This window comes from Bacillus sp. VA15 (genome assembly GCF_055721145.1).
Window position 1 is genome coordinate 43,131 of record NZ_JBVQPQ010000010.1, and the last position, 24,243, is coordinate 67,373.

The 24,243-nt window shown below is 43.9% G+C and carries 21 protein-coding genes, 5 tRNA genes and 1 rRNA gene; 14 read left to right on the forward strand and 13 right to left on the reverse strand.

Annotation, left to right across the window (positions count from 1 at the left end; all coding sequences use genetic code 11):
- Positions 1–15: 15 nt before the first annotated feature.
- From rsiW to AC0DBE_RS19905, 7 genes are all read right to left on the reverse strand, one after another.
- A complete protein-coding gene (gene rsiW / locus AC0DBE_RS19875) occupies positions 16–642 on the reverse strand; it encodes an anti-sigma-W factor RsiW (protein ID WP_014112447.1) in 627 nt (208 codons plus the stop codon).
- A gap of 13 nt (positions 643–655) precedes the next feature.
- Complete coding sequence (gene sigW / locus AC0DBE_RS19880; protein WP_003223646.1) at positions 656–1,219, reverse strand: RNA polymerase sigma factor SigW; 564 nt, start codon at positions 1,217–1,219, stop codon at positions 656–658.
- A 228-nt stretch (positions 1,220–1,447) separates the two neighbouring features.
- A tRNA-Gln gene (locus AC0DBE_RS19885) sits at positions 1,448–1,519 on the reverse strand.
- Between the two features lie 4 nt (positions 1,520–1,523).
- Positions 1,524–1,608, reverse strand: a tRNA-Tyr gene (locus AC0DBE_RS19890).
- Positions 1,609–1,628: 20 nt separating this feature from the next.
- Positions 1,629–1,701, reverse strand: a tRNA-Thr gene (locus AC0DBE_RS19895).
- Between the two features lie 4 nt (positions 1,702–1,705).
- A tRNA-Val gene (locus AC0DBE_RS19900) sits at positions 1,706–1,781 on the reverse strand.
- Between the two features lie 3 nt (positions 1,782–1,784).
- A tRNA-Glu gene (locus AC0DBE_RS19905) sits at positions 1,785–1,859 on the reverse strand.
- Positions 1,860–2,039: 180 nt separating this feature from the next.
- On the opposite strand from AC0DBE_RS19905, the gene AC0DBE_RS19910 reads away from it, so the two are divergent.
- The 13 genes from AC0DBE_RS19910 to AC0DBE_RS19970 all read left to right on the forward strand — a co-directional run bounded on the left by AC0DBE_RS19910 (position 2,040) and on the right by AC0DBE_RS19970 (position 16,463).
- A complete protein-coding gene (locus AC0DBE_RS19910; RefSeq protein ID WP_472963494.1) occupies positions 2,040–2,495 on the forward strand; it encodes a 2-thiouracil desulfurase family protein in 456 nt (151 codons plus the stop codon).
- Positions 2,496–2,508: 13 nt separating this feature from the next.
- Positions 2,509–2,991, forward strand: coding sequence for a GNAT family N-acetyltransferase (locus AC0DBE_RS19915; RefSeq protein ID WP_003223640.1), 483 nt, complete (start codon positions 2,509–2,511; stop codon positions 2,989–2,991).
- Between the two features lie 109 nt (positions 2,992–3,100).
- A complete protein-coding gene (murQ, locus tag AC0DBE_RS19920) occupies positions 3,101–4,018 on the forward strand; it encodes an N-acetylmuramic acid 6-phosphate etherase (RefSeq protein ID WP_114151478.1) in 918 nt (305 codons plus the stop codon).
- 13 nt (positions 4,019–4,031) lie between these two features.
- The gene (locus AC0DBE_RS19925; protein WP_014112444.1) at positions 4,032–4,883 is read left to right on the forward strand and encodes a MurR/RpiR family transcriptional regulator; all 852 of its coding nucleotides are present in this window, start codon (positions 4,032–4,034) and stop codon (positions 4,881–4,883) included.
- Positions 4,884–4,908: 25 nt separating this feature from the next.
- Entirely contained in the window at positions 4,909–6,276 is a 1,368-nt protein-coding gene (locus AC0DBE_RS19930) for a PTS transporter subunit EIIC (RefSeq protein WP_014112443.1), read from the forward strand.
- Positions 6,277–6,331: 55 nt separating this feature from the next.
- Positions 6,332–7,657, forward strand: coding sequence for an N-acetylmuramoyl-L-alanine amidase (gene amiE, locus AC0DBE_RS19935; protein WP_014112442.1), 1,326 nt, complete (start codon positions 6,332–6,334; stop codon positions 7,655–7,657).
- A 27-nt stretch (positions 7,658–7,684) separates the two neighbouring features.
- A complete protein-coding gene (locus AC0DBE_RS19940) occupies positions 7,685–9,613 on the forward strand; it encodes a glycoside hydrolase family 3 protein (RefSeq protein WP_014112441.1) in 1,929 nt (642 codons plus the stop codon).
- A 13-nt stretch (positions 9,614–9,626) separates the two neighbouring features.
- Positions 9,627–10,871: an exo-beta-N-acetylmuramidase NamZ family protein gene (locus AC0DBE_RS19945; protein ID WP_079288269.1), complete on the forward strand. Its 1,245-nt coding sequence runs from the start codon at positions 9,627–9,629 to the stop codon at positions 10,869–10,871.
- 189 nt (positions 10,872–11,060) lie between these two features.
- Positions 11,061–12,650 (forward strand): bacillibactin transport transcriptional regulator Btr, encoded by a 1,590-nt coding sequence (gene btr, locus AC0DBE_RS19950; protein WP_472963501.1) that lies wholly within the window; start codon positions 11,061–11,063, stop codon positions 12,648–12,650.
- Between the two features lie 90 nt (positions 12,651–12,740).
- Positions 12,741–13,694 (forward strand): iron ABC transporter substrate-binding protein FeuA, encoded by a 954-nt coding sequence (gene feuA, locus AC0DBE_RS19955; protein WP_242735078.1) that lies wholly within the window; start codon positions 12,741–12,743, stop codon positions 13,692–13,694.
- An 18-nt stretch (positions 13,695–13,712) separates the two neighbouring features.
- A complete protein-coding gene (locus tag AC0DBE_RS19960) occupies positions 13,713–14,717 on the forward strand; it encodes a FecCD family ABC transporter permease (protein WP_072565644.1) in 1,005 nt (334 codons plus the stop codon).
- Complete coding sequence (gene feuC / locus AC0DBE_RS19965) at positions 14,710–15,720, forward strand: iron ABC transporter permease FeuC (protein ID WP_061186944.1); 1,011 nt, start codon at positions 14,710–14,712, stop codon at positions 15,718–15,720. The genes AC0DBE_RS19960 and feuC overlap by 8 nt, the downstream gene beginning before the upstream one ends.
- Positions 15,717–16,463, forward strand: a complete 747-nt coding sequence (locus tag AC0DBE_RS19970; RefSeq protein WP_014112434.1) for an alpha/beta hydrolase — start codon at positions 15,717–15,719, stop codon at positions 16,461–16,463. The genes feuC and AC0DBE_RS19970 overlap by 4 nt, the downstream gene beginning before the upstream one ends.
- Positions 16,464–16,478: 15 nt before the next feature.
- Here AC0DBE_RS19970 and AC0DBE_RS19975 read toward each other — a convergent pair whose 3' ends face one another.
- The 5 genes from AC0DBE_RS19975 to AC0DBE_RS19995 all read right to left on the reverse strand — a co-directional run bounded on the left by AC0DBE_RS19975 (position 16,479) and on the right by AC0DBE_RS19995 (position 22,454).
- Entirely contained in the window at positions 16,479–17,399 is a 921-nt protein-coding gene (locus AC0DBE_RS19975; RefSeq protein WP_072181801.1) for a bile acid:sodium symporter family protein, read from the reverse strand.
- 143 nt (positions 17,400–17,542) lie between these two features.
- Complete coding sequence (locus tag AC0DBE_RS19980; RefSeq protein ID WP_014112432.1) at positions 17,543–18,979, reverse strand: SulP family inorganic anion transporter; 1,437 nt, start codon at positions 18,977–18,979, stop codon at positions 17,543–17,545.
- A gap of 238 nt (positions 18,980–19,217) precedes the next feature.
- The gene (locus AC0DBE_RS19985; protein ID WP_014112431.1) at positions 19,218–20,264 is read right to left on the reverse strand and encodes a zinc-dependent alcohol dehydrogenase; all 1,047 of its coding nucleotides are present in this window, start codon (positions 20,262–20,264) and stop codon (positions 19,218–19,220) included.
- Positions 20,239–21,189, reverse strand: coding sequence for an inositol monophosphatase family protein (locus AC0DBE_RS19990; protein WP_014112430.1), 951 nt, complete (start codon positions 21,187–21,189; stop codon positions 20,239–20,241). The genes AC0DBE_RS19985 and AC0DBE_RS19990 overlap by 26 nt, the downstream gene beginning before the upstream one ends.
- Positions 21,186–22,454: an aspartate aminotransferase family protein gene (locus AC0DBE_RS19995; protein WP_014112429.1), complete on the reverse strand. Its 1,269-nt coding sequence runs from the start codon at positions 22,452–22,454 to the stop codon at positions 21,186–21,188. Before AC0DBE_RS19995 ends, AC0DBE_RS19990 begins: the two co-directional genes overlap by 4 nt.
- 272 nt (positions 22,455–22,726) lie before the next feature.
- On the opposite strand from AC0DBE_RS19995, the gene AC0DBE_RS20000 reads away from it, so the two are divergent.
- Positions 22,727–23,950, forward strand: coding sequence for an MFS transporter (locus AC0DBE_RS20000; RefSeq protein WP_014112428.1), 1,224 nt, complete (start codon positions 22,727–22,729; stop codon positions 23,948–23,950).
- A gap of 88 nt (positions 23,951–24,038) precedes the next feature.
- On the opposite strand, the gene rrf is transcribed toward AC0DBE_RS20000, so the two are convergent.
- Positions 24,039–24,154: ribosomal RNA gene (gene rrf, locus AC0DBE_RS20005) — 5S ribosomal RNA — on the reverse strand.
- Positions 24,155–24,243: the final 89 nt, after the last annotated feature.

Sequence of the window (24,243 nt, forward strand, 5' to 3'; positions counted from 1 at the left end):
AGCGACTGACGCGCTTTACTCTTTTCCTTTCGGATTTAATGCATTGACTACACTTTTCCCCGCAGACTTCATCTTGTACCATGTCCAATCGAATAATTGATTGATTTCTTCAATCTGACCGGTGACTTGTCCAGCAGAGGCCATATACTTTTCGCCGTTTACGACAGTTACATCCCCGTCTATTTTGCCTTTAATGATCAGCTTGCCGTTTTTGACAGTCACATCGCCTTTGACCGTCTCACCTTCTGGCACGATCACAGTGTGGTTATGCACCACAAGATTCGGTTGCTTGGACACACTGAAATTTTGGTCATTATGCCAGCTGTTAAAAAATCCTCCGCCCATCAAAATGATGAATACCGCAGCAGCTGCGATAACGGGATGGGTTCTGAACCATCTTTTCACAGAAGCTCTTTTCTTCTCCTTAGGCAATTTTGCCATGACATTAGCGGTAAAATCCGCGGGGGCTTCGACATGCGATGTGCTCCGGACGAGCGCTATAGATTTTTCCATCTCATAAAAATGCTTTCTGCATTTCTCGCATGTCTCCAGATGTTCATTTAATACGTGTTCATCTTTTGGAAGGATATCTCCATCAAGATGCATATGCATAAGCTGCACAATTTGTTCAGGACAGCTCATTTCATCACCCCACTTAAAGATCCCTTAATTGTTTTCTGAGAGCCTCTCTGCCTCTGTGAATCCGCGTTTTCACAGTCCCCACAGGAATGTTCAGAATCTCGCCGATTTCAATTAATGAGAGTTCGTCAATATACTTTAATACGATAACTGTTCTGTATTTGTCAGGAAGCTTTAAAATTTTCTGCTGAATCGTGTTTGAGAGCTCCAGCGACACAACTGCATCTTCAGGCAAAACCCCATCTGCGGCGATTTGTGAATACATGGTCAAGCCTTCCGTACCAGCCACCTCTGCATCGAGGTAATAATCCGGCTTCTTTTTGCGAATGCGGTCAATAGTCAAATTGGTCGCGATTCGATAAAGCCAAGTTGAAAATTTCCGGTTAATATCAAAACTGTCGATATTAACGTACGCTCTGATGAAAGCCTCCTGTGCAATATCCTCTGCCTCATGCACATTGCCAAGCATACGGTAGCAAAGCTGATAAATTTTATCCTTGTAAATATCTACGATGTCCGCAAATGCATCTTGGTCGCCTTTTTTGACTTGTTTAATTCTCTTTTTAATCATCATTTCCATATTTATCTAACCTCTGCCTTCACCGGTCTGTATGTATACGAGCTTCGTTTCAAAAGGTTTCAATTTTTTTATAAAATAAGTTTATCAAATTTTTGGCAGGGTGTAGATGGTAATTCGTGAATAAACTACCTTAACATATTTTTAAAATTATTATACAGACTGAACAGTTAGAAGTTGGAATGATTTTAAAAAGAAAAAAAGACACCTTTTGGTCAAAGGTGTCTGTGACTGGGCTAGCTGGATTCGAACCAACGCATGACGGAGTCAAAGTCCGTTGCCTTACCGCTTGGCTATAGCCCAATAATGGTGGAGGGGGGCAGATTCGAACTGCCGAACCCTGAGGGAGCGGATTTACAGTCCGCCGCGTTTAGCCACTTCGCTACCCCTCCATATTAATGTAAGAAAAGAGTGCCGGCAAGAGGACTTGAACCCCCAACCTACTGATTACAAGTCAGTTGCTCTACCAATTGAGCTACACCGGCAAGATGGTGGAGGATGACGGGCTCGAACCGCCGACCCTCTGCTTGTAAGGCAGATGCTCTCCCAGCTGAGCTAATCCTCCAAATGGTGACCCGTACGGGATTCGAACCCGTGTTACCGCCGTGAAAGGGCGGTGTCTTAACCGCTTGACCAACGGGCCGTTTGTGTTCTCGTCGAGCTGACAAAAGTTATTATATACAGGTTACACCCCCTTTGTAAAGAGAAAAATTAAATTTTTTATTTTCAAACTTTTTAACTCCTTTTTTAACTGAAAAAGCCTCCCAACATTTATCATTTCTTTTATGATAGAGACAAGCGAATCAAGAGAGGAGAAACCAATATGATACTAGTCAGCTCTTGCCTTGGCGGCATTGAATGCAGATATAACGGCTCTCACGCCGCATCAGAGAAAATCAGAAAACTCATCTATGAAAATGAAGCAGTCATGGCTTGTCCTGAGCTTCTCGGCGGCTTTTCAACTCCTCGTGAACCTGCAGAAATCATCGGAGGCACCGGCGAGGATGTTCTCAATGGAACCGCAAAAATCGTGACAGCTTCAGGAGAAGATGTAACAGAATTATATATGGAAGGCGCCGCTAAAACATTAGCTTACGCAAAAGAAATCAATGCCTCTGCCGTCATATTAAAAGAAAACAGTCCGTCGTGCGGAAGCAGTTTTATCTATAACGGCACTTTCTCCGGCCAAAAAATCGCCGGCAGCGGAGTGACCGCCGCACTGTTAAAACGAGCGGGCTACCATGTCATTTCGGAAAACCAGTTAGACGACATATTGTAAGGAGGGCAACCACATGACTCAAGACATTTCTTTATCCTTCTATAAGCCTGAACATTTGCCGGAGCTCCAATCATTTACGCTAAAAAACGATGACAAACGCTTTACCTCTCTCCCCAAAGAGGTGCTGACTCAGGCCCTGAGCATACGGGACCGGTATCCGGTTGTCATCTTAAAAGACGATTTGCCAGTCGGTTTTTTCATTTTACATACATCAAAAGAAACGCTTGCTCCGTATTCTAACAATCCATTTGCTTTACTGCTCAGCTCCCTGTCCTTACACGCAGTGCATCACGGAAAAGGCTATGCAAAAAAAGCAATGCTTCAGCTTCCCTCTTTTGTGAGCGGTTATTTTCCATGGTGCGATGAAATTATTTTGGCCGTCAATCATCTCAACACACGCGCAAAGCACCTTTATATGAAAAGCGGGTTCCTTGATAAAGGACGGCGAAGAATCGGACCGCTTGGAGAGCAGCTGATCCTTCATTACTTCTTATAGTCTTGGGTGAAATAAAATTTCAAAAATTTTAAAACATAGTTGAAATATCATAACAGAAATGAATATACTGAATATTGGGATATATTATTTTTAAACAGGGGGCCTCCTCATGTCAAAATCATTAAACCTTCACCGTCTTACAACGGAATCACGCAATAGCCAAACAGCTGAAATCCACAAAGCAAACACACTCGGCATCCTCAAAATGATCAACAACGAAGATTTGAAAGTCGCAGCCGCCGTTCAGCAGGTTCTCCCCGATATCAAAACAGCTGTAGACTGCGCCTACGACTCGTTTCAAAATGGAGGCCGGCTTATATACACAGGCGCCGGTACAAGCGGCAGACTCGGTGTCATGGATGCTGTTGAATGTCCTCCCACCTACAGCGTAAGCCCAGATCAGGTTATCGGAATCATGGCTGGCGGACCTAAAGCATTTTTGCAGGCAGCAGAGGGCATTGAAGACAGTGAAAAAGCAGGAGCCGAAGATTTAAAAAACATACAACTCACTTCAAACGACACCGTCATTGCCATCGCAGCAAGCGGCCGTACACCTTATGCCGCAGGCGCCCTAACATACGCCCGTAAAGTCGGAGCCCACACCATCGCCCTTACCTGTAATGAAAATTCCGCCATCAGCAAGGAGGCGGATCACAGCATCGAGGTTGTCGTCGGACCTGAGGCCATTACAGGATCAACACGTATGAAAGCCGCAACTGCTCATAAAATGATTCTAAACATGATATCCACGACAGTCATGGTCAAAATCGGCAAGGTTTACGAAAACTTGATGGTAGACGTCAATGTCAGCAACAAAAAACTAAAAGAACGAGCCATCAGCATTATCCAAAGCCTCACAAACGCTTCATACGACACAGCCAGACACACTCTGGAACAAGCCAATCATCACGTCAAAACAGCAATCGTCATGCTCAAAACAAGCACAGATCAGGAACAAGCTAAAACATTGCTTGATGAAACAAACGGTTTTATAGACAAAGCAATCGAAAATTACCATTCAAGATAAGGAGAGACCAAGAATGGCAACAGGCGGTTTAGCGATCATCCAATCAATGAAGCACAAGCTCCCTCCATCCGAGCGTAAACTTGCAGATTACATCCTAACTCATCCCCACAAAGCTATAGAAAGCACTGTCAGTGAAATCAGTGCCTTAGCCAATTCAAGTGACGCTGCCGTCATCAGGCTCTGCAAATCACTCGGACTAAAGGGATTTCAAGATTTAAAAATGAGAGTGGCAGGCGATCTGGCAAAGCCAGCTGTACAAGGCTATCGGGACATTGCGCCTCACGAACCGCTGTCCTCCATTTCTGAAAAAGCGGCCGGCAATGCCATTCAAGCCATTCAGGATACTTCAGACCTGATGGACTACAAAGAGCTTGAACGAGCGGTTTCTCTGCTTCTCAAAGCTCAAACCGTGCATTTTATCGGGGTCGGGGCTTCCGGCATTGTCGCCAAGGACGCCCAGCAAAAGTGGCTTCGCATTCATAAACAAGCAACCGCGTTCACAGACACTCATCTTGTGGCATCATTAATCGCAAATGCAGATAAGGATGACATCGTATTCGCTATTTCGTTTTCGGGAGAGACGCAGGAAATCATTGAACTGCTCACGATGGCTAAGGAAAAAGGCATCACAACGATCAGTCTGACACAATTCAGCCAGACATCCGTCTCCGCGCTGGCTGATGTCCCGTTGTACACAGCGCACTCCAACGAAGCCCTGATTCGAAGTGCAGCCACTTCCTCCCGCCTCGCCCAGCTTTTTATGATTGATGTTTTGTTTTTAGGCATGGCGGCTGAGCAGTATGAAGAAACAACCGGCTATATCGATAAAACGAGAGCAGCCATACAATCTATGAGAAAAAAATAAGGCATCTGGAAGAGGAGGGGTTTTGATGAGCAAAGAAAATAACTACGATCATCTCGCAAAGAAAATCCTTGAACTATGCGGAGGAAAATCCAATATTTCCTCGTATACGCATTGCATGACACGCCTGCGTATTACGCCTTACGATGAAAGCAAAGCAGATGCTCAGGCTTTAAGAGAGCTTGACGGCGTATTGGGGGTCGTCGAAGCTGAAACCATACAAATCATCCTCGGCACAGGAGTCGTCAACCATGTCACAGCCGCTTTCTCAAAGCTCGTGTCAGCAGAAGAAGGTGTCGACGTCAAAGAAGCTGCGGCCAAAAAGAAAGCCGACATAAACCGAAAAAACGCCACTCCTTTTAAACTTTTCTTACGTAAAATTGCCAGCATCTTTATCCCTCTTATTCCCGCACTCGTCGCTTCCGGTTTAATCACTGGGATTACCAAAGCAATCATTCAAGCCGGCTGGCTCTCTGCAGAATCACAAACCGCTGTTATCCTGACAGTCATTGGATCAGGATTGTTCACTTATCTCGGCATTCTCGTCGGCATTAATGCATCGAAAGAATTTGGCGGGACACCCGCTCTTGGAGCTCTGGCGGGGATCTTGATTATGAATCCGGAGATCGCAAAGATCAGTTTATTCGGAGAACAGCTTCTTCCGGGCAGGGGAGGTCTGATCGGAGTTCTTTTCGCAGCCATATTCATTGCTTACACCGAACAATTTATCCGCCGTTTTATTCCTCAATCACTTGATATCATTGTCACCCCAACCGTTTCACTGTTAATCACCGGAATCGTAACGTATGTCATATTTATGCCTTTAGGCGGCTTCATTTCTGATGCTATTACATCCGGCCTTCTGTCCATCCTGGACATCGGCGGCATCGCTGCAGGCTTTATTCTGGGCGCTACCTTCCTACCTCTCGTCGTGACCGGACTGCATCAAGGCTTGACGCCTGTGCACATGGAACTGATCAATTCAATCGGCAATGATCCTCTGCTTCCTATTTTGGCTATGGGAGGCGCGGGACAGGTAGGCGCCGCCTTTGCCATCTTTGTGAAAACAAAAAAATCAACATTGAGGAAAGCAATCGCCGGTGGGCTTCCGTCGGGGCTGCTTGGTATTGGTGAACCGCTTATTTTCGGAGTCACGCTGCCACTTGGCCGTCCGTTTTTAACAGCGTGCTTAGGTGCTGGAATCGGCGGCGCCTTTCAAGCTTATTTTCAGGTAGCCACCATTGCCATTGGTGTTTCCGGGCTGCCGCTTTCCTTTCTCGTCCTGTCTTCGCAAATCATCCTATATATTATCGGACTCTTTATTTCCTATGCGGCCGGCTTTTTATTGACCTATGCATTCGGATATAAAGAAGAAATGGCTTCTCAGTTCGATTAAATGGTTTCTGTTTCAGGGATAGTAAACGGATAGAAGCACGGAAAGGAGCAAGCCAGTGAAAACAAAGATACTGTTCTTATTCAGTGCCATTTTCACCCTATCTATATTGACGCCAAATGAAACCTTCGCGCAAACAGCAGACAACTTGGTTGAGCCGAAAACCATAAATGCAGAAACTGCACAATTCTCGTCGAAGAAACTAAGGAAGGTTGATCAGATGATAGAACGGGATATTGCAGCAGGATTTCCAGGCGCCGTTCTTGTCGTCGTGAAGGATGGCCGCATCATAAAAAAAGAAGCATACGGCTACAGTAAAAAGTACGAAGGATCAGAACTGCTGAGCCGTCCGGCAAAAATGAAAACCCGCACGATGTTTGACTTGGCCTCAAATACAAAAATGTACGCAACTAATTTTGCATTGCAGCGCTTAGTCAGCCAAGGAAAACTCGATGTTCATGAAAAGGTTTCTGCATATTTGCCAGATTTCAAGGATCAGCCGGGAGACCTTATTAAAGGAAAAGACAAGATTCGAGTCATTGATGTCCTCCAGCACCAATCAGGACTCCCCTCAAGCTTTTACTTTTACACGCCGGAAAAAGCCGGGATGTACTATTCTCAGGAGCGGGACAAAACGATTGAATATTTAACGAAAATTCCGCTCGATTATCAAACAGGAACAAAACACGTATACAGTGACATTGGATATATGCTCCTCGGCTGTATTGTCGAAAAACTCACAGGCAAACCGCTTGATGTCTACGCGGAGCAAGAGCTCTACAAGCCGTTGAAGCTGAAGCATACCTTGTACAATCCGCTGCAAAAAGGCTTTAAACCAAAGCAGTTCGCAGCTACTGAACGTATGGGCAATACACGGGACGGCGTTATTCATTTCCCTAGCATCCGTACAAACACGCTGCAAGGAGAAGTGCATGACGAAAAAGCGTTTTACTCAATGGATGGCGTGTCTGGCCATGCCGGATTGTTCTCAAATGCAGATGATATGGCCATTCTGCTGCAGGTCATGTTAAACAAAGGATCATACCGAAACGTTTCTTTATTTGATCAGAAAACAACCGACCTATTTACAGCACCTTCAGCAACAGATCCGACATTCGCTCTTGGCTGGCGTCGAAACGGAAGTAAAAGCATGGAATGGATGTTTGGCCCTTATGCCAGCGAAAATGCTTACGGACATACCGGCTGGACAGGGACAGTTACTATCATTGATCCAACATACAATTTAGGCATTGCCTTATTAACAAACAAAAAGCATTCACCAGTTGCTGATCCAGAGGAAAATCCAAATGTGTTTGAGGGGGATCAATTTCCAACAGGCAGTTATGGGAGCGTCATTACCGCGATCTATGAAGCGATGGAATGAATGATTCGACGATAGGAGGAAGTTTATATGAAACCTGTATTTCCGCTTATCCTTTCAGCCGTTCTCTTTCTTTCATGTTTTTTTGGCACCAGTCAGACAAAAGCCGCTTCATCCAGCGGCTCAGCCGACGCCAAGCAGATTGTCAATCACATGACGTTAGATGAAAAACTCGGCCAGATGCTGATGCCAGATTTCAGAAATTGGCAAAAGGAAGGCGAGTCCTCTCCGCAAGCCCTTACAGAAATGAATGAGGAAGTCGCCGGCCTTATCAAGAAGTATCAATTCGGCGGCGTCATCCTTTTTGCAGAAAATGTAAAAACAACGAGGCAAACTGTACAGCTGACAGACGCTTACCAAAAGGCGAGCCCTAAAATCCCGCTCATGCTGAGTATTGATCAGGAAGGCGGCATCGTAACGAGATTAGGGGAGGGCACTAATTTCCCAGGGAATATGGCGCTAGGCGCAGCCAGAAGCAGAATCAATGCCTATCAGACCGGCACCCTTATTGGAAAGGAGCTCTCTGCCTTAGGCATTAATACAGATTTTAGCCCTGTAATGGACATTAATAATAATCCTGATAATCCGGTAATCGGCGTACGGTCATTCAGCTCTAATCGAGAACTGACAGCACGACTCGGTTTATATACGATGAAGGGTTTGCAGCGGCAAGATATCGCCTCTGCCCTCAAACATTTCCCGGGACATGGAGACACTGACGTTGACAGCCATTACGGATTGCCGCTTGTTTCCCATAGCCAAGAACGGCTTCGTGAGGTCGAGCTCTATCCTTTTCAAAGAGCAATCGATGACGGTGCTGATATGGTGATGACAGCACACGTTCAATTTCCTGCCTTTGACGACACCACATACAAAAGCAAACTCGATGGATCGGACATTCTGGTGCCGGCTACACTCTCGAAAAAAGTGATGACAGGTCTTCTTCGTCAGGAAATGGGCTTTAATGGCGTCATCATTACTGACGCTCTCAATATGAAAGCAATCGCAGATCATTTCGGCCAGGAAGAGGCTGTAGTCATGGCTATAAAAGCCGGTGTCGATATTGCATTAATGCCTGCCTCAGTTACTTCTCTGAAAGAAGAACAGAAATACGCACGTGTTATTCAAGCTTTAAAAGAAGCAGTGAAAAACGGAGACATTCCTGAACATCAAATCAACAAATCGGTTGAAAGAATCATTTCCCTGAAAATAAAACGCGGTATGTATCCAGATCGAAACGACGACAGCATAAAAGAAAAAATAGCCAAAGCCCAGAAAATCGTAGGAAGCAAGCGTCACCTGAAAGCGGAGAAAAAAATAGCTGAAAAAGCAGTGACGGTATTAAAAAATGAACAGCACACCTTGCCGTTCAAGCCTAAAAAAGACAGCCGAATCTTAATTGTCGCGCCCTACGAAGAACAAACTGCTTCAATTGAACAAACCATTCGCGATCTCGTCAAGCGAAAGAAAATCAAACCCGTGTCCCTCAGCAAAATGAATTTTGCCAACCAAGTATTTAATGCCGAGCATGAAAAACAAGTAAAAGAGGCTGATTATATCATTACCGGCTCCTATGTCGTGAAAAATGACCCTGTCGTCAACGACGGTGTCATCGACGATACCATATCAGATTCAAGCAAGTGGGCCACCGTATTTCCGAGAGCTGTGATGAAAGCCGCACTGCAGCACAACAAACCATTTGTCTTAATGAGCCTTCGCAACCCATATGATGCCGCCAATTTTGAAGAAGCTAAGGCACTCATTGCTGTCTATGGCTTTAAAGGATACGCGAATGGCCGTTATCTACAACCAAATATTCCCGCCGGAGTTATGGCGATATTCGGCCAGGCAAAACCTAAAGGCACACTTCCAGTTGACATTCCGTCAGTCACGAAACCGGGAGACATCCTTTATCCATATGGCTACGGATTAAATATCAAAACGGGAAAACCGCTCTAATAAGGAGGGACACATGAGAAAAACAATATTCGCTTTTCTCACAGGGCTCATGATGATTGGAACGATAACAGCTGCCTCAGCATCACCCGATTCTAAAAATCAAACGGCTAAAAAACCTAAAGTCCAGACCGGCATAGACACGCTTTTCCCGGATTATAAAAAACAGCTCAAGGGAAAACGAATCGGATTGATCACCAATCCAACCGGCGTAAACGCATCTCTGAAAAGCAGTGTCGATATTCTTTACGAGAACCCTGATATCAAACTAACAGCTTTATTCGGTCCTGAACACGGCGTCCGCGGCGACGCTCAGGCGGGAGACGAAGTCGGCTCTTACATTGATGAAAAAACCGGGATTCCCGTATATAGCCTTTACGGAAAAACGAAGAAACCGACTCCAGAGATGCTGAAAAATGTCGATGTTCTTATGTTTGACATTCAGGATGTCGGGACCCGTTACTACACGTACATTTATACAATGGCATACGCAATGGAAGCCGCTAAAGAAAACGGCATTCCTTTTATGGTGCTGGACCGCCCGAATCCTCAAGGCGGGAGTCATATTGAAGGACCAGTCTTAGAACCTGAATACGCCTCATTTGTCGGACTGTATCCCATTCCGTTAAAGCATGGAATGACCATAGGCGAATTGGCTTTACTGTTCAACAAGGAATTTGACATCGATGCCGATCTGAAAGTGGTGAAAATGAAACACTGGAAACGAAAAATGGATTTTAACGATACCCGACTGCCTTTCGTCCTCCCTTCACCTAACATGCCGACGGTGGAGAGCACATTTGTTTATCCTGCAACCGGGCTGATTGAAGGAACAAATCTATCCGAAGGGCGAGGTACAACAAAGCCATTCGAATTGATTGGGGCTCCCTTTATCAAAAGTACAGAGCTTGAAGAAACATTAAACAGCCTCAATCTGCCGGGCGTGACATTCAGGGCAGCTTCCTTTACGCCGACATTTTCTAAACATCAAGGAACGCTTTGCCACGGTGTGCAGCTCTATGTGACAGACAGAGAAAAGTTTGAAGCGGTTAAAACAGGACTGTCACTCATTAAAACAATACACGACCTCTATCCTGAACATTTTGAGTTCCTATCAACAGGTTCATTTGATAAACTGGCAGGCAACGGCTGGATCAGGACAAAAATAGAAAACGGTGCATCTATTGAAGACATCATAGATAGCTATGAAAAACCACTCCAACAATTCAGCAAAACAAGAAAGAAATATCTTATCTATTAAGACGTAAGCATCGTATGTTACACGTGTAACATTTTCTTACCGAACAAAAGACCCTTACTTTTCTATCTGAGTAAGGGTTTTTTTCATGACAAAAACCCACCCGCTTTATATAGGAAAACTTTCATTTATTTGGTACAATTTTATTGAAAATGATTATCAATTGAATGTTTCTGAAAAGGTGGTCTACTCTTGCAACATACAGTGATTTATCATCCCATACAAATTGAATATCTAAAAAAATCAAGTGATCTCTTCTCAGAGCAGCAATTAGCCGATTCATTCGTGCTGATCTTTCATTTAAAAGGAAACGGCCATATTTCAATCGGAACAAACATCAGCCCTCTGCAAAAAAAGACGCTTTATGTTTGTCCGCCTAACGAGACCTTTGGCTTTACGCCTGCAGCCGAAGGTCATATAGATGCCTGTCTGATCAGGCTTCAAAGCTATGTCAAGGAAACCGGGCAAGATATCTTAACACCTTGTACAGAAACGGAATTAGCCAAACTGAAGCTTGTGAATATTTCACATATAGAAAACCTTGCAGTCCGGCTTCAAGAGCTTGCAGTGCTATGGAATGAATCGTCTCAGCTTTCTCAGCTAAAATGTGTGATTGAAGTACAAAGCCTGATTTATGACCTCTTTACTGCCAGTTTATCTGAACAGACGGATACACATTCAGCAATCGAAAAAACAAAACAATACATCGAAACCCATGCCGATACAAAAATTACACTTGCTCAGCTGTCGCAAATGGCAGGAATCAGCGCTAAACACTACAGCGAAAGTTTTAAAAAATGGACAGGTCAGAGCGTAACAGAGTTCATCACAAAAACGCGAATCACCCGAGCAAAACGGCTCATGGCAAGATCAAACTGCAAATTGAAGGAAATTGCCCACCAAACAGGCTATCAAGATGAATTTTATTTCAGCAGAATCTTTAAAAAGCATACAGGCTGTTCACCTACAAGCTATATGAAAAAACGCCGAAAAAAAATTGCTGCATACGGAAGGGGCACAATGGGCCATCTCATCCCTCTGAATCACATACCGTTTGCGGCCGCGCTGCATCCAAAATGGACGTCCTACTACTATCAGCATTATTCGACAGATATACCCGTCCAGCTCAGCGCATACCGGTTTAATGAAAAGTGGGAAGAAAACCTGAACACGTTATCTCAGACTGAACCAGATGTGATTTTCAGCATGGATTCTATTTCACCAGAAGAACAAAATTGCCTGAATCGCATCGCAGAAGTCATTTACCTTCCTTCAGAAGAAAGCTGGAGAACTCACTTTCTGCAAACTGCCTCATTCTTAAAGGAAGAGTCTGAAGCAGAAAAGTGGCTCACAGCTTATGACCAGCAGGCGGCGGCCGCCAAAAAAACACTTCAGCACACCCAAGAGCTGCGTTTTCTCTTTCTGAGGCTGCATAAGCAAAACTTCTATCTGGCACATACTCGAAGCGTCCGTGAAGTCTTCTTCGGAGATTTAGGATTTTGTTCGGCAAAAATGGAAGACACGTCTTCAGATCAAGCCATTTCGTTAGATAATATCGCAAATTACCAAGCTGACTGCATAATGCTTTTTCTATTTAAAGAGCCTGAAACCATTGCTTATTACCAGCAATTGCTACAGACAGAGGCGTGGCAAAACCTAAGCGCGGTACGGAATAACCGTGTTTATCTTCTATCCTTTGACCCTTGGAATGAATACTCAGCTTGCGGGCACGAACGGATCGTTCAGCAAACCATTTCTTTACTATCCGGTGATTGTCCATGATAAATTTGGAATTTGTCCATGGTGTTATATCTGTTCATTCTCTATAATTCCAATTGATAATAGTTATCAATTGAACAGGAGGCTTTATAGATGAAAAAGATATCTCTTACCTTATTAATCTTGCTTCTCGCGCTGACGGCGGCAGCTTGCGGCAGCAAAAATGAATCGACTGCCAGTAAAGCAAGCGGCACAGCGTCTGAGAAGAAGAAAATTGAATACCTGGATAAAACATATGAAGTAACTGTACCGACAGACAAAATTGCCATTACGGGAAGCGTAGAATCAATGGAAGACGCGAAACTGCTTGACGTTCATCCGCAAGGCGCGATTTCATTCTCCGGCAAATTCCCTGATATGTTCAAAGACATCACTGATAAAGCCGAAGCAACCGGAGAAAAAATGGAGCCAAACATTGAAAAGATTCTTGAAATGAAGCCAGATGTAATCCTTGCTTCAACAAAGTTTCCGGAAAAAACGCTGCAAAAAATCAGCACAGCCGGCACGACAATCCCAGTTTCTCATATCTCTTCATACTGGAAGGAAAACATGATGCTGCTTGCCCAGCTGACTGGAAAAGAGAAAAAGGCGAAAAAAATCATTGCAGACTATGAACAGGATCTAAAAGAAACAAAAACAAAAATCAACGAAAAAGCAAAAGATTCAAAAGCGCTTGTCATCAGAATCAGACAAGGCAACATTTACATTTACCCTGAACAGGTGTACTTCAACTCCACACTATATGGTGATTTAGGCCTTAAAGCGCCGGACGAAGTAAAAGCTGCAAAAGCTCAAGAGCTGATTTCATTAGAAAAATTGAGTGAAATGAATCCGGACCATATCTTCGTCCAATTTTCTGATGATGAAAATGCAGACAAACCTGATGCCTTAAAAGATTTAGAGAAAAATCCAATCTGGAAAAGCCTTAAAGCAGTCAAGGAAGATCATGTGTACGTCAACTCAGTGGATCCTCTCGCACAAGGCGGCACAGCTTGGAGCAAAGTCCGCTTCCTGAAAGCGGCTGCTGAAAAATTGACACAAAACTAATTCAGAGTAGGTTTTTGTATGTATTCAAAACAGTGGACACGTATCATATTGATTACTTCTCCATTTGCTATTGCACTGTCGCTGCTGCTTTCGATCCTATATGGCGCAAAGCATCTAAGCACAGATATTGTTTTTACATCTCTTATTCATTTTGATCCGGGAAACACAGACCATCAAATTATATGGCATTCCCGGATTCCAAGGGCTGCCGGCGCTCTGCTCATAGGGGCAGCCCTTGCTGTTTCTGGAGCGCTTATGCAAGGCATTACGCGCAATTATTTAGCTTCGCCCTCCATTATGGGCGTTTCGGATGGTTCCGCGTTTATCATCACGCTTTGTATGGTTCTGCTTCCGCAATCGTCTTCGTTTGAAATGATCATTTACTCTTTTATCGGCTCAGCATTAGGAGCTGTGTTAGTATTCAGCCTTGCCGCCATGATGCCTAACGGGTTTTCCCCCGTACAGCTTGCCATCATCGGCACAGTCACAAGCATGCTGCTCAGCAGTTTATCAGCGGCCATGTCGATATATTTTCAAATTTCACAGGATCTCAGTTTCTGGTACAGCGCCAGACTTCACCAAATGAGTCCGGATTTCCTGAAGCTAGCCGCTCCGTTTTTCCTAATTGGCATTGTAATGGCCATTTCTCTCAGCAAAAAGGTGACCGCTGTATCATTAGGCGACGACATTTCTAAAAGTCTGGGGCAAAAGAAAAAGACCATTAAAATCATGGCGATGTTTTCAGTCATCATTTTAACCGGCAGTGCAGTAGCGCTGGCCGGAAAAATTGCGTTTGTCGGATTGGTTGTTCCGCATATCACGCGATTTCTCGTCGGCTCTGATTACAGCAGGCTGATTCCGTGTTCCTGCATCTTGGGCGGAGTCTTTTTAACCCTATGTGATCTGGCAAGCAGATTTATCAATTACCCGTTTGAAACACCGATTGAAGTCGTGACATCCATTATCGGCGTGCCTTTCTTCCTTTATTTGATCAAACGAAAAGGAGGGGAGCAAAATGGCTAAAAAATATGCCGTGTTCATCGCTTTGATTCTCGTTGTCAGCTATTTCAGCTTAACGAGCGGATCATTTTCTGTTCGTCCGGCTGAGCTGCTCTCCACTCTTTTTCAGATTGATCCGAATCCGCAGTATGAAATTTTGCTGTTCGATTTAAGACTGCCGCGGGTTGTCATGGCGGCTATTATCGGACTCGGTCTTGGCATTGCAGGCGCCGTCATCCAAGCCATCACACGTAACGGACTTGCAGACCCGGGAATTCTCGGAATTAACGCAGGAGCGGGTGCCGGGATTGTCGCGTTTATGCTATTGTTCCAAGGCCAGAAAGAAGTAACATCCATAGCTGCGGCGATGGGAATGCCGATCTTCGGATTGATAGGCGGACTGATTGCGGCGATCCTGATATACATATTTGCATGGCACAGAGGCAATTTAGATTCAGGAAGAATTATTCTGGTAGGAATCGCAATCAATTCAGGATTCAGCGCCCTGTCTTTGTTTTTATCATTAAAAATGGACCCGCAAGACTATCAAATGGCCATGGTGTGGAAAAACGGAAGCATCTGGTCTGCCAACTGGACGTATATCACAGCCGTTCTCCCATGGATGCTGCTGTTTATACCCATTCTTATCGCAAAATCCCGCTTGCTCGACACCATTCGTTTTGATGAAGATACAGTCAGAAGCCTGGGTATTTCATCAAATAAAGAAAAAACCATCCTGCTCGTCGCTTGCGTAGCAATCATCAGCGCATGTGTCTCCGTAGCAGGCAGCATGGCGTTTGTCGGCTTAATCGCTCCCCATATTTCACGGAGACTGGCTGGTGTCGAACACCGTGACATCCTGCCACTGAGCGGTTTAATCGGCATGCTGCTTGTGATAAGCGCAGACTTTGCCGGAAAACTGTTTTTCCAGCCCGCGGAAGTGCCCGCAGGCATCATATTAGCGATCCTCGGTGTTCCTTATTTCTTATATCTGCTTTTCAAGCAAAAAAAGGGGGAGAATGCTTGAACGGATCTCTTTCAGAGCATAAAGCCGGCAAAAGGAAGTTCACGCTGTACCTCCCTCCTTCCTACAGCCCAGACAGCAGGAGATTTCCTGCTGTTTACGTGCAAGATGGCAGTTCTTTGTTTCACGGCCAAATCGAATTATTAGAAAGCACATTCCAACAGCGAAGGCTCCCTGAGCTCGTACTGATTGGTATAGAATCCGAAAACCGGCTGGATGAATACACCCCTTGGCCGGCTGCATCACTCAGTGATCGGTTCCCGGACTTCGGAGGCATAGGATATGACTATCTGTCTGACATAACAAACCGGTTCATTCCGTTTATCGAAGAAAATTGGAACGTCACCAGGGAACCGCAATTAAGAGGAATGATAGGTGCCTCATTAGGCGGCCTCATTTCATTGTTTTCCTTATTAAAGTATCCATCTGTTTTTGGAAAAATAGGCTCTATCTCAGGCTCCTACTGGTATGAGAACGCACTGGAAACCATTCATTTATCTTCTTTAGAGCCCGGTACTGCATGTGTTTTTATGTCTGTCGGCAGTGAAGAAGGCCGTGAAAAACAATCCATTCAGCGACATATGCTGCAGAATACAAAGCAAGTGCATCAAAGCTTAAAAGAAAAAGGCTTCACTGAAGATCAGCTATGTCTTTCAATTGAAAAAGGGGCGGTGCACCACCACAAGTACTTCTGCCAACAGTTCATCATCGCGCTCGAATGGCTATACGGAAAAAACCGCTCATAGAATTGAGCGGTTTTTTCATGCTTTCTGCAATACAGGTTTTAATTCAAAACGATTCAGCATATAGCCAAACAAAGCAGCCAGTATCTGCTGAAACAGCATGCCGATCACTACCGGAACGGCAACCTGAGACGGAAAGAACGTAACGGCAAGAACTGCGCCGGCACTGATATTTCTCATGCCTCCTGTAAAAATAAGAGATACAATTTCCTCCTGGCGCCTTTTCATCATTTTTCCGATGAGCCAAGCAGCGGCATAGCCTGTTAACGCGATAAAGAAAACCGTCGCCGCTATTCCTACGAATCTCAAATCAACGGCTTTGAAATAAGGGGCAATCGCAGAACTGTTAATTGCAATCACTGCCATCAGGCAAAGCTTTGAAAAAGGAGACAGCGCACTACTCACAGATGCGGTTCTTTCTGGAGATGACATCTGGTTAAACAGCATACCCAGGAAAGAAGGAATCACAACCATCACAATCAGCCCCTTCATCATTCCCCACACATCCATATGAACCTGAGCGCCGGCGAGCAATGAAAGGCTCAGCGGAACGATCAACGGCGACAGCACCGTATCAACTAAAATAATCGAAAGCGTCAAACCCACATTCCCTTTGTACATCGCTGCCCAAATCAAGCTTGTAATCCCAGTAGGAATCACAACAGCCAATGTTAGGCCAGTGATAGTCAAAGGATCGCCTTTAAAGATAAGGTGGCCGCTGCCCCAAGCAAAAAGCGGCATAAAAATATGAAGAACAAATAATGCAAGAATCATAGGGAGAGGATGAGACAATGCATGTCTCAAAGATTGAAAGTTAGCGCTCAAACTGCCTGCAAACGTAATAAAAGCAAAGATCCAAGGCACAGCGCTTTCATATCCATTTAAAAACTGAGACAGCAGCACACCCAGCACCACACTAGTTGGCGTTAAAAGCGGCATCACCCTCCCCAATATACGGTTCAGCTTCTGAAGCATCATATGCAAGTCCCCTATTTAAAAATTCTGTTCTCTCTATTATATCAATGCTGTTCAACCGTATGTTATATAAAAAAGCCCAGATCACGTTAATCTGGGCTTCTCTACTATGCCATCTGTTTCATAAGAGATTTACTCGCATTGTTTAAACCTTTTAATTCAGCTTCAATGCCCTGTTCTTTAAACTTCGCAACAATCTTATCAAGCGCTGCCGCTCCTGAATCATCCCATACGTGGGCCTCAGTTAAGTCAATCACGACTCGCTCAATATCCTCTTGATAAATAAATGCATTCATAAGATCAGTCACTGACGCAAAAAAGATTTGTCCCTTCACTTGATACGTTCTCAGCTTTTGATCCTCTGCATGAGAAACAATTTTCAGCTTAGAGATTTTTGCCACAAAGAACACGGCACTTAAGAGAACTCCGACGAATACGCCTTTAGATAAATCATCCGTTACAACAACCGTCATCACAGTCACAACCATGACAATCGAGTCTGTGAGCGGCGCTTTTTTGAGGCCTTTTAAAGAAGTCCAATCAAATGTGCCGACAGAAACCATAACCATAACAGCCACTAACGCAGCCATCGGAATCTTCACTACGACATGACTTAACACCGCAATTAAAAACATCAGAAAAGCACCGGCAACAAATGCTGACAAGCGTCCGCGTCCGCCCGCTTTTGTATTAATGACAGATTGTCCAATCATAGCGCAGCCAGCCATACCGCCAAAGAACCCAGTCACGATATTCGCAATTCCCTGCCCGCGGCTCTCTTTATTTTTGTCACTGTCTGTATCCGTCATTTCATCAATAATCTGTGCTGTCAGCAAAGATTCCAGCAATCCAACAAACGCTAAAGCAATCGAATAAGGAAAAATGATTTGCAGCGTTTCAAAGGTAAACGGAACATCAGGGATCAAGAAATGAGGCAATGAACTAGAGATATTGCCCATATCCCCGACCGTCCGCACATCCACATGGAAAGTGACCGCAATAATCGTCATCACAATAATCGCGACAAGCGGAGACGGAACCACAGTCGTAAACCTCGGCAGCACATAAATAATAACCAACGACCCGGCAAGCATCGCATACATGCTCCAAGAAGCACCTTCAAACTGAGGAAGCTGCGCAGAGAAGATAAGGATCGCCAGCGCATTCACAAACCCGATCATCACAGAACGCGGGATGAATTTCATTAATCTCGCAATTTTACTGATACCTAAAATCACCTGAATAATTCCTGTCAAAATCGTAGCCGCAAATAAATACTGAAGCCCATGATCAGCAACCAGCGACACCATAACGACCGCCATTGAGCCAGTCGCAGCTGAAATCATGCCCGGTCTGCCGCCAAAAATAGAAATAATAATGGCTATACAAAATGACGCATAAAGACCGACCATCGGATCAACACCGGCTATAATAGAAAAGCCAATTGCTTCAGGTATTAATGCTAACGCAACTAAAATGCCAGCAAGAATGTCTTTTCGGATATTCCCGAACCATTGCTGCTTTAATGTAAAACTATTATTCAAATATAACGACTCCTTTTTAAAAAATAAATCCGCACCGTATCTGTTGTATTGGGAGCTATCTTTATTTTATGGGAGAAAATGAAAAGGAAAACGATCGGAGAAAAAGGGGAAACGTTGAGTATATTGTATTGAGGCAAGGAGTTATTATACAAAGAGTATCATATTAAATTTTGATCAAATACGCAAGATGAATGTTGAAGAAAATAATGGCTCAAACTTAGTTTGAGCCATCGCTGCATTATATCATATCCGGATGAGAAACAAGAATCGTTTTAACTGCAGTAATATCTTTTCTCTCATTTGACAACGGATCTATGCCCATCAATTCATGGATGGCAGCCTCATAGTTCTCAAGCGGGGCTTTCACTGTAATCAGTTCAGAAAGCTGAGGCATGTCCGCGGCACATGATACCGCATCCTCCATAATCTGGCGAGCCTCTCCGGTTCCAACGATCGTTACGCCATTAGAAAGCAGCTGAAAAGGCCTGATTTTCATCTCATACGTATCATCAAATCCCATGGGCACAAGCCTTCCGCCCTTGTCTATTAATGGATACGCCCAATCAAGCTGATTGCCGATCGCGTCAAAAACCACATCAAATTTTCTCCCTTGATTAATGCGTCTGACCTCGTACACCGTTAAATCCTGCGGATGATAAACATAATCGGATATCAGGCCTGCCGCTTCAGTTCGGTAATCACCAACCTCAGTCGCAACGGTCAGCCTTGATAGTTTTTTCACCATCATTTGAACAAGCAGCCCGATCGGCCCCGACCCTAACACCAATACAGAATCGTCAGGTTTTATTGCAGCCCGCTCTATCACATTTAATACACAGGAAAGCGGCTCAATTAAAGTGGCTCGTTCCCATTCCATATCCTCCGGGATTTTATACATAAAACGGTCCTCGCCTACGTAATAATCGGCAAAAGTGCCATGCGCCCCTAATCCCAGCTGCCAGTCTTCAAACGTCTCACAATAACAAGTTAAACCTTTCCGGCAATAATAACACTTCCCGCAAAACTGAGTCGGATCGATTACCACGCGATCACCAGGCTTAACGTTTTTAACCTCAGGCCCCGTTTCTGTCACTACTCCAACAGATTCGTGACCCAGGATCATATTGTGAGTCGCTTGCATCTTTCCTTTTAGAACATTTAAATCCGTTCCGCAGATGCCTGTCCCGTATATTCTAACTTTCACATCGTTCATTTTTTTGATTTGAGGTTCTTCTACTTCTTGCAATTCAAGCCGATCATTAGGAGTCCAGACCAACGCTTTCATATGTCTCTTCCTTTCTGTCCCAGCGAATTTGATCCAGCAGTTTTTGATGCAGCTCCTTCGTTGACGCAGCAATGCATGACTGCTGGTTATTGTAGCTAAGATCCGTCAGAAGTGTATCATCTAAGGACTTTCCATACGCATCAGTAATGACAACTCCTGCTTTTTTCGCCAAAAACACACTTGCGGCAATATCATAAGGAAACAGATGCAGAACCTGTCCATTCCCCACATCCTGAAAATCTTTCAGCAGTGCAGGATCATCCTTTAATAAACGATTACCGATATCCACATAGGCATCCATCTGCCCTGTAATAATTCTGGAGATAGAATAAGAAGCGCTATTGAAAACAAATACGCCGCCATTATTGGCTGACTGATCAATCAAATGACCGTACGCATTAATCATCAGGTGCGCGGGGTGCCCATTAAACTCAAGGCTCCAGAACATATGTTTAATGTCTCTTACTTTGCTTAGATTCGGCAGGGTGCCGCGATAGCCTTCATAATAGATTCCCTCAGAATAAACATCCGCGTACATATAGGCACCTGTTTTCAGCTCCAGCAGAAAAGCAAATTCAATATCCTTAATTTTTGCATCAGGCTTGTATCCTGCTAATGCGATAGAAATACAAGACATTTCAAGTCCCGCAGCTGCCGGACGGGTGCCATCAATCGGATCAACGATCAAAATATATTGAGGGTTGTCTCCAAATATCTTCAGACCGCCATCTTCAGTATAAAACGCGACTGACTCCTCTTTGCTTTTCACATATTCCAGTACAGCGTTCTCAGCGGCGGCATCAATGTTAAACTGTGCATCACCACCGGGGGAATATCCATTAACTAACCGGTTTTTCAGTGTTCCTTTCTGTCCCTTCACTTCTTCATAAACAAATTTTCCGAGCTCTATAATATATTCTTTCACTTGATATCCTCCAATAGCTTACGAAGTTTAAAACAAAGCACCTCAGCCTCACTTAGCGTAATCGTGAGAGGCGGACGGATTTTAAATACATTTCCGAATCCGTAACGGGAAGTCCGTAAAATTAATCCATAATCCATAGCCCGCTTGGCAATATAATTGGTCAGCTCTACATCAGGCTCATTATTCTCTTTTACAATTTCAACACCGATCATCAAACCTACGCCTCTGACGTCAGCAATAAATGTAAATTCTTTCTTCATATGCTCTAAGGAATCCATAATGTATTTCCCGACAATTGTTACATTTTCTAAGAAGCCCGGCCTCTGCATAATTTCGATTGTCTTACAAGCAGCTGCAGAAGCCATCACATTCGAGCCATAAGTAAATGAGTGATTGTGGCCGGCTAATCCCGTGTATTTTTCCTCTGTCAGGGTGGCTGCAACCTGGAATCCCGTGCCGCCCAACCCTTTCGCGACAGTCATCATATTCGGTTTCACATCAAAGTAATCAGCGGCAAACATCTTGCCTGTCCTGCCGAATCCAGTTTGAATTTCATCAAAAATAAGTGCGATATCATGCTCATCACAGAGCTTTCGTAATTGCTTAAAGTACTCCTTAGGCGGAACGATATTTCCTCCGTTACCGGAGATCGGTTCAATAATCATCGCAGCAATTTTTCCGTTACTTGCATATTCGATAAAATCATTAATTCGTTCTACACAAAGCATTCCGCATGAATCTGGTTTCTGATTGTAAAAACAACGGTTGCAATAGGGGTCAGGCACCTGCAAGCCAAAAGAAAACTGAGGGGGGAAGGGCTCTCTTCGAAATGAATTTCCGGATAACGCAGACATCATGTACGTTTGGCCAAGGTGGCTTCGGAATAAAGAAATGACATCTGTTTTTCCAGAATAATTCTGAGCCATTTTAATAGCTCCTTCATTTGCGGCAGAGCCGCTGCTGACTTTAGGGTGAACTTTAGTGAGATTGTCGGGGGAGATTTCTACAAGTTTTTCAGCTAGTTTATTAACGGCATTGGTTTGGTAGGAAGAAGTGACATGTATAAGCTGGTCAGCCTGTTCTTTGACTGTATCAATAACTTCCTTATTGGTATAACCCAAATTCAAGTTGAAAGTAGCAGAGGCACAATCAATATACTCATTGCCCTCTGAATCGTACAAATAGATGCCTTCACCTCTTTCCATGACAACGTCATCTACTTTGTAATACAAACTGTCTGGATTCGTAATTTCTTTAGTCCCCACTAACAACACCCCTATTCAATAAAATATGTAAAACTCGTTAATCATCGTATAAATTCTAGAAATTAATGTCAACTAGATAAATAGTAAAATTTGTTAACTATTTGTTAACGTTTGCATTAGGGGTTTTTATTCAAACTTCGTATGTTATCATAGAAATAAATGGATTTAATGTAAAAAAACTAAATACAAACAACATAAATAGCTTATTTTTACTACCAGTCCTATCATGTAAATTCTAGAGGAGTACTATTTTTATCAAAGGAGATTAATGAATGAAAACTCGTTTACTGTGGATTGGATGTTTATCTTACGGATCGATCGCCTTTACTCTCGTTATACTTGGAGCTGTCCTCCCGGAATTGCTTTCCCATTACGCCCAAAGCTACAGTAACGGCGGAGTATTAGTATTTTCGCAATTTATGGGGTTTTTAATCGGTGTACTAGGGATGCCTTATGCTGTGAAGAGAATGGGACGAAGAAAAGTAGTTGTTATAGGATTAGCCATGATCAGCTGCGAGTTATTTATTTATTTCCTCCCTCCGTGGCCGTTGCTCTTTCTTCTTGTCAGTATGGCTGGACTTGGAGCCGGACTGGTTGAATCTTGTGTAGGAACAATTATCCTAACAGCAATTAAAGAAAAACAAGCAATCGCCATGAGTAAGATGGAAGTAGCATACGGTTTAGGAGCCCTTTTCATGCCATTGCTATCTGGTTTTTTAATCAGCAATAATGTATGGACATTAGCCTTTCTTGTTTTGGGACTAAGTTCATTTCTTTTGATGCTTGTTTGGAGCCGACTGAGTTTTGGCAGTTTAGACGATTTGCTCATCCGTCAAACAAACACTTCGGGCAATGGAAAACAACAAGCACCTATAAGCTTTCGAAAACATGGCTTACTGTTTATTTCTTTAGCCGCTGCTTACTTCTTTTTTTATGGAGGAAGTGAAGTATCAATTGTTCACTTTATCCCTTCCATCTTCGCGGAGAAGTGGGAGATCTCTAACTCCTTAGCAACAATAACGGTAACAATATATTGGATCGGTATGATCATTGGGCGTTTACTGACTGGGCCGGTTTCCGAAAAACTAACCTATCATCGTTATCTCAGGCTGATTAATATCGGCGGCCTCATCTCACTTTGTATTTTAGCAATCAGTAAAACAGTTTTTGCAGGGTTTGTTCTTTGTTTCTTCTTAGGATTATTTATGGCTGGCATGTTCGCCATTGCGTTAATTATCACCAATCAATTCTATCCTGGAAAAACAGAACAAACGACAAGCATGTTGCTCGCTGCCAATGGATTAGGCGGTTCTATCCTGCCAATCGCAGTCGGATGGAGTCTAGATGAGTTCCCCGTACAAACTGCATTTTGGTTATTTACGACTCTTATGTTGATCATGCTGGGGATTGTATTGGTATTAAAAATATTAGAGAACCTGAAAAGCAGGAAGCTCGAAAAAATGGATACCGAAGAAAGCAAATCAATACAGATATAAAACAAAAAACCCAGCTCATTGAGCTGGGTTTTACCTTTAAACCAGAATACAAAAAGGGCAGCTCATATGAGCTGCCCTTTTTTCAATTGCTTGGCGGCGTCCTACTCTCACAGGGGGAAACCCCCGACTACCATCGGCGCTGAAGAGCTTAACTTCCGTGTTCGGTATGGGAACGGGTGTGACCTCTTCGCTATCGCCACCAAACAAATTGAGAGTGTTCTCTCAAAACTAGATAACAGGTGTGACATCATTCAAAATGTGGTTAAGTCCTCGATCGATTAGTATCTGTCAGC

Excerpts from the sequence above, each read along its gene's own strand:
- rsiW (WP_014112447.1), bottom strand. The coding sequence starts at position 642 with ATGAGCTGTCCTGAACAAATTGTGCAGCTTATGCATATGCATCTTGAT.
- sigW (WP_003223646.1), bottom strand. The coding sequence starts at position 1,219 with ATGGAAATGATGATTAAAAAGAGAATTAAACAAGTCAAAAAAGGCGAC.
- AC0DBE_RS19910 (WP_472963494.1), top strand. The coding sequence starts at position 2,040 with ATGATACTAGTCAGCTCTTGCCTTGGCGGCATTGAATGCAGATATAAC.
- AC0DBE_RS19915 (WP_003223640.1), top strand. The coding sequence starts at position 2,509 with ATGACTCAAGACATTTCTTTATCCTTCTATAAGCCTGAACATTTGCCG.
- murQ (WP_114151478.1), top strand. The coding sequence starts at position 3,101 with ATGTCAAAATCATTAAACCTTCACCGTCTTACAACGGAATCACGCAAT.
- AC0DBE_RS19925 (WP_014112444.1), top strand. The coding sequence starts at position 4,032 with ATGGCAACAGGCGGTTTAGCGATCATCCAATCAATGAAGCACAAGCTC.
- AC0DBE_RS19930 (WP_014112443.1), top strand. The coding sequence starts at position 4,909 with ATGAGCAAAGAAAATAACTACGATCATCTCGCAAAGAAAATCCTTGAA.
- AC0DBE_RS19940 (WP_014112441.1), top strand. The coding sequence starts at position 7,685 with ATGAAACCTGTATTTCCGCTTATCCTTTCAGCCGTTCTCTTTCTTTCA.
- AC0DBE_RS19945 (WP_079288269.1), top strand. The coding sequence starts at position 9,627 with ATGAGAAAAACAATATTCGCTTTTCTCACAGGGCTCATGATGATTGGA.
- feuA (WP_242735078.1), top strand. The coding sequence starts at position 12,741 with ATGAAAAAGATATCTCTTACCTTATTAATCTTGCTTCTCGCGCTGACG.
- AC0DBE_RS19960 (WP_072565644.1), top strand. The coding sequence starts at position 13,713 with ATGTATTCAAAACAGTGGACACGTATCATATTGATTACTTCTCCATTT.
- feuC (WP_061186944.1), top strand. The coding sequence starts at position 14,710 with ATGGCTAAAAAATATGCCGTGTTCATCGCTTTGATTCTCGTTGTCAGC.
- AC0DBE_RS19975 (WP_072181801.1), bottom strand. The coding sequence starts at position 17,399 with ATGCCGCTTTTAACGCCAACTAGTGTGGTGCTGGGTGTGCTGCTGTCT.
- AC0DBE_RS19985 (WP_014112431.1), bottom strand. The coding sequence starts at position 20,264 with ATGAAAGCGTTGGTCTGGACTCCTAATGATCGGCTTGAATTGCAAGAA.
- AC0DBE_RS20000 (WP_014112428.1), top strand. The coding sequence starts at position 22,727 with ATGAAAACTCGTTTACTGTGGATTGGATGTTTATCTTACGGATCGATC.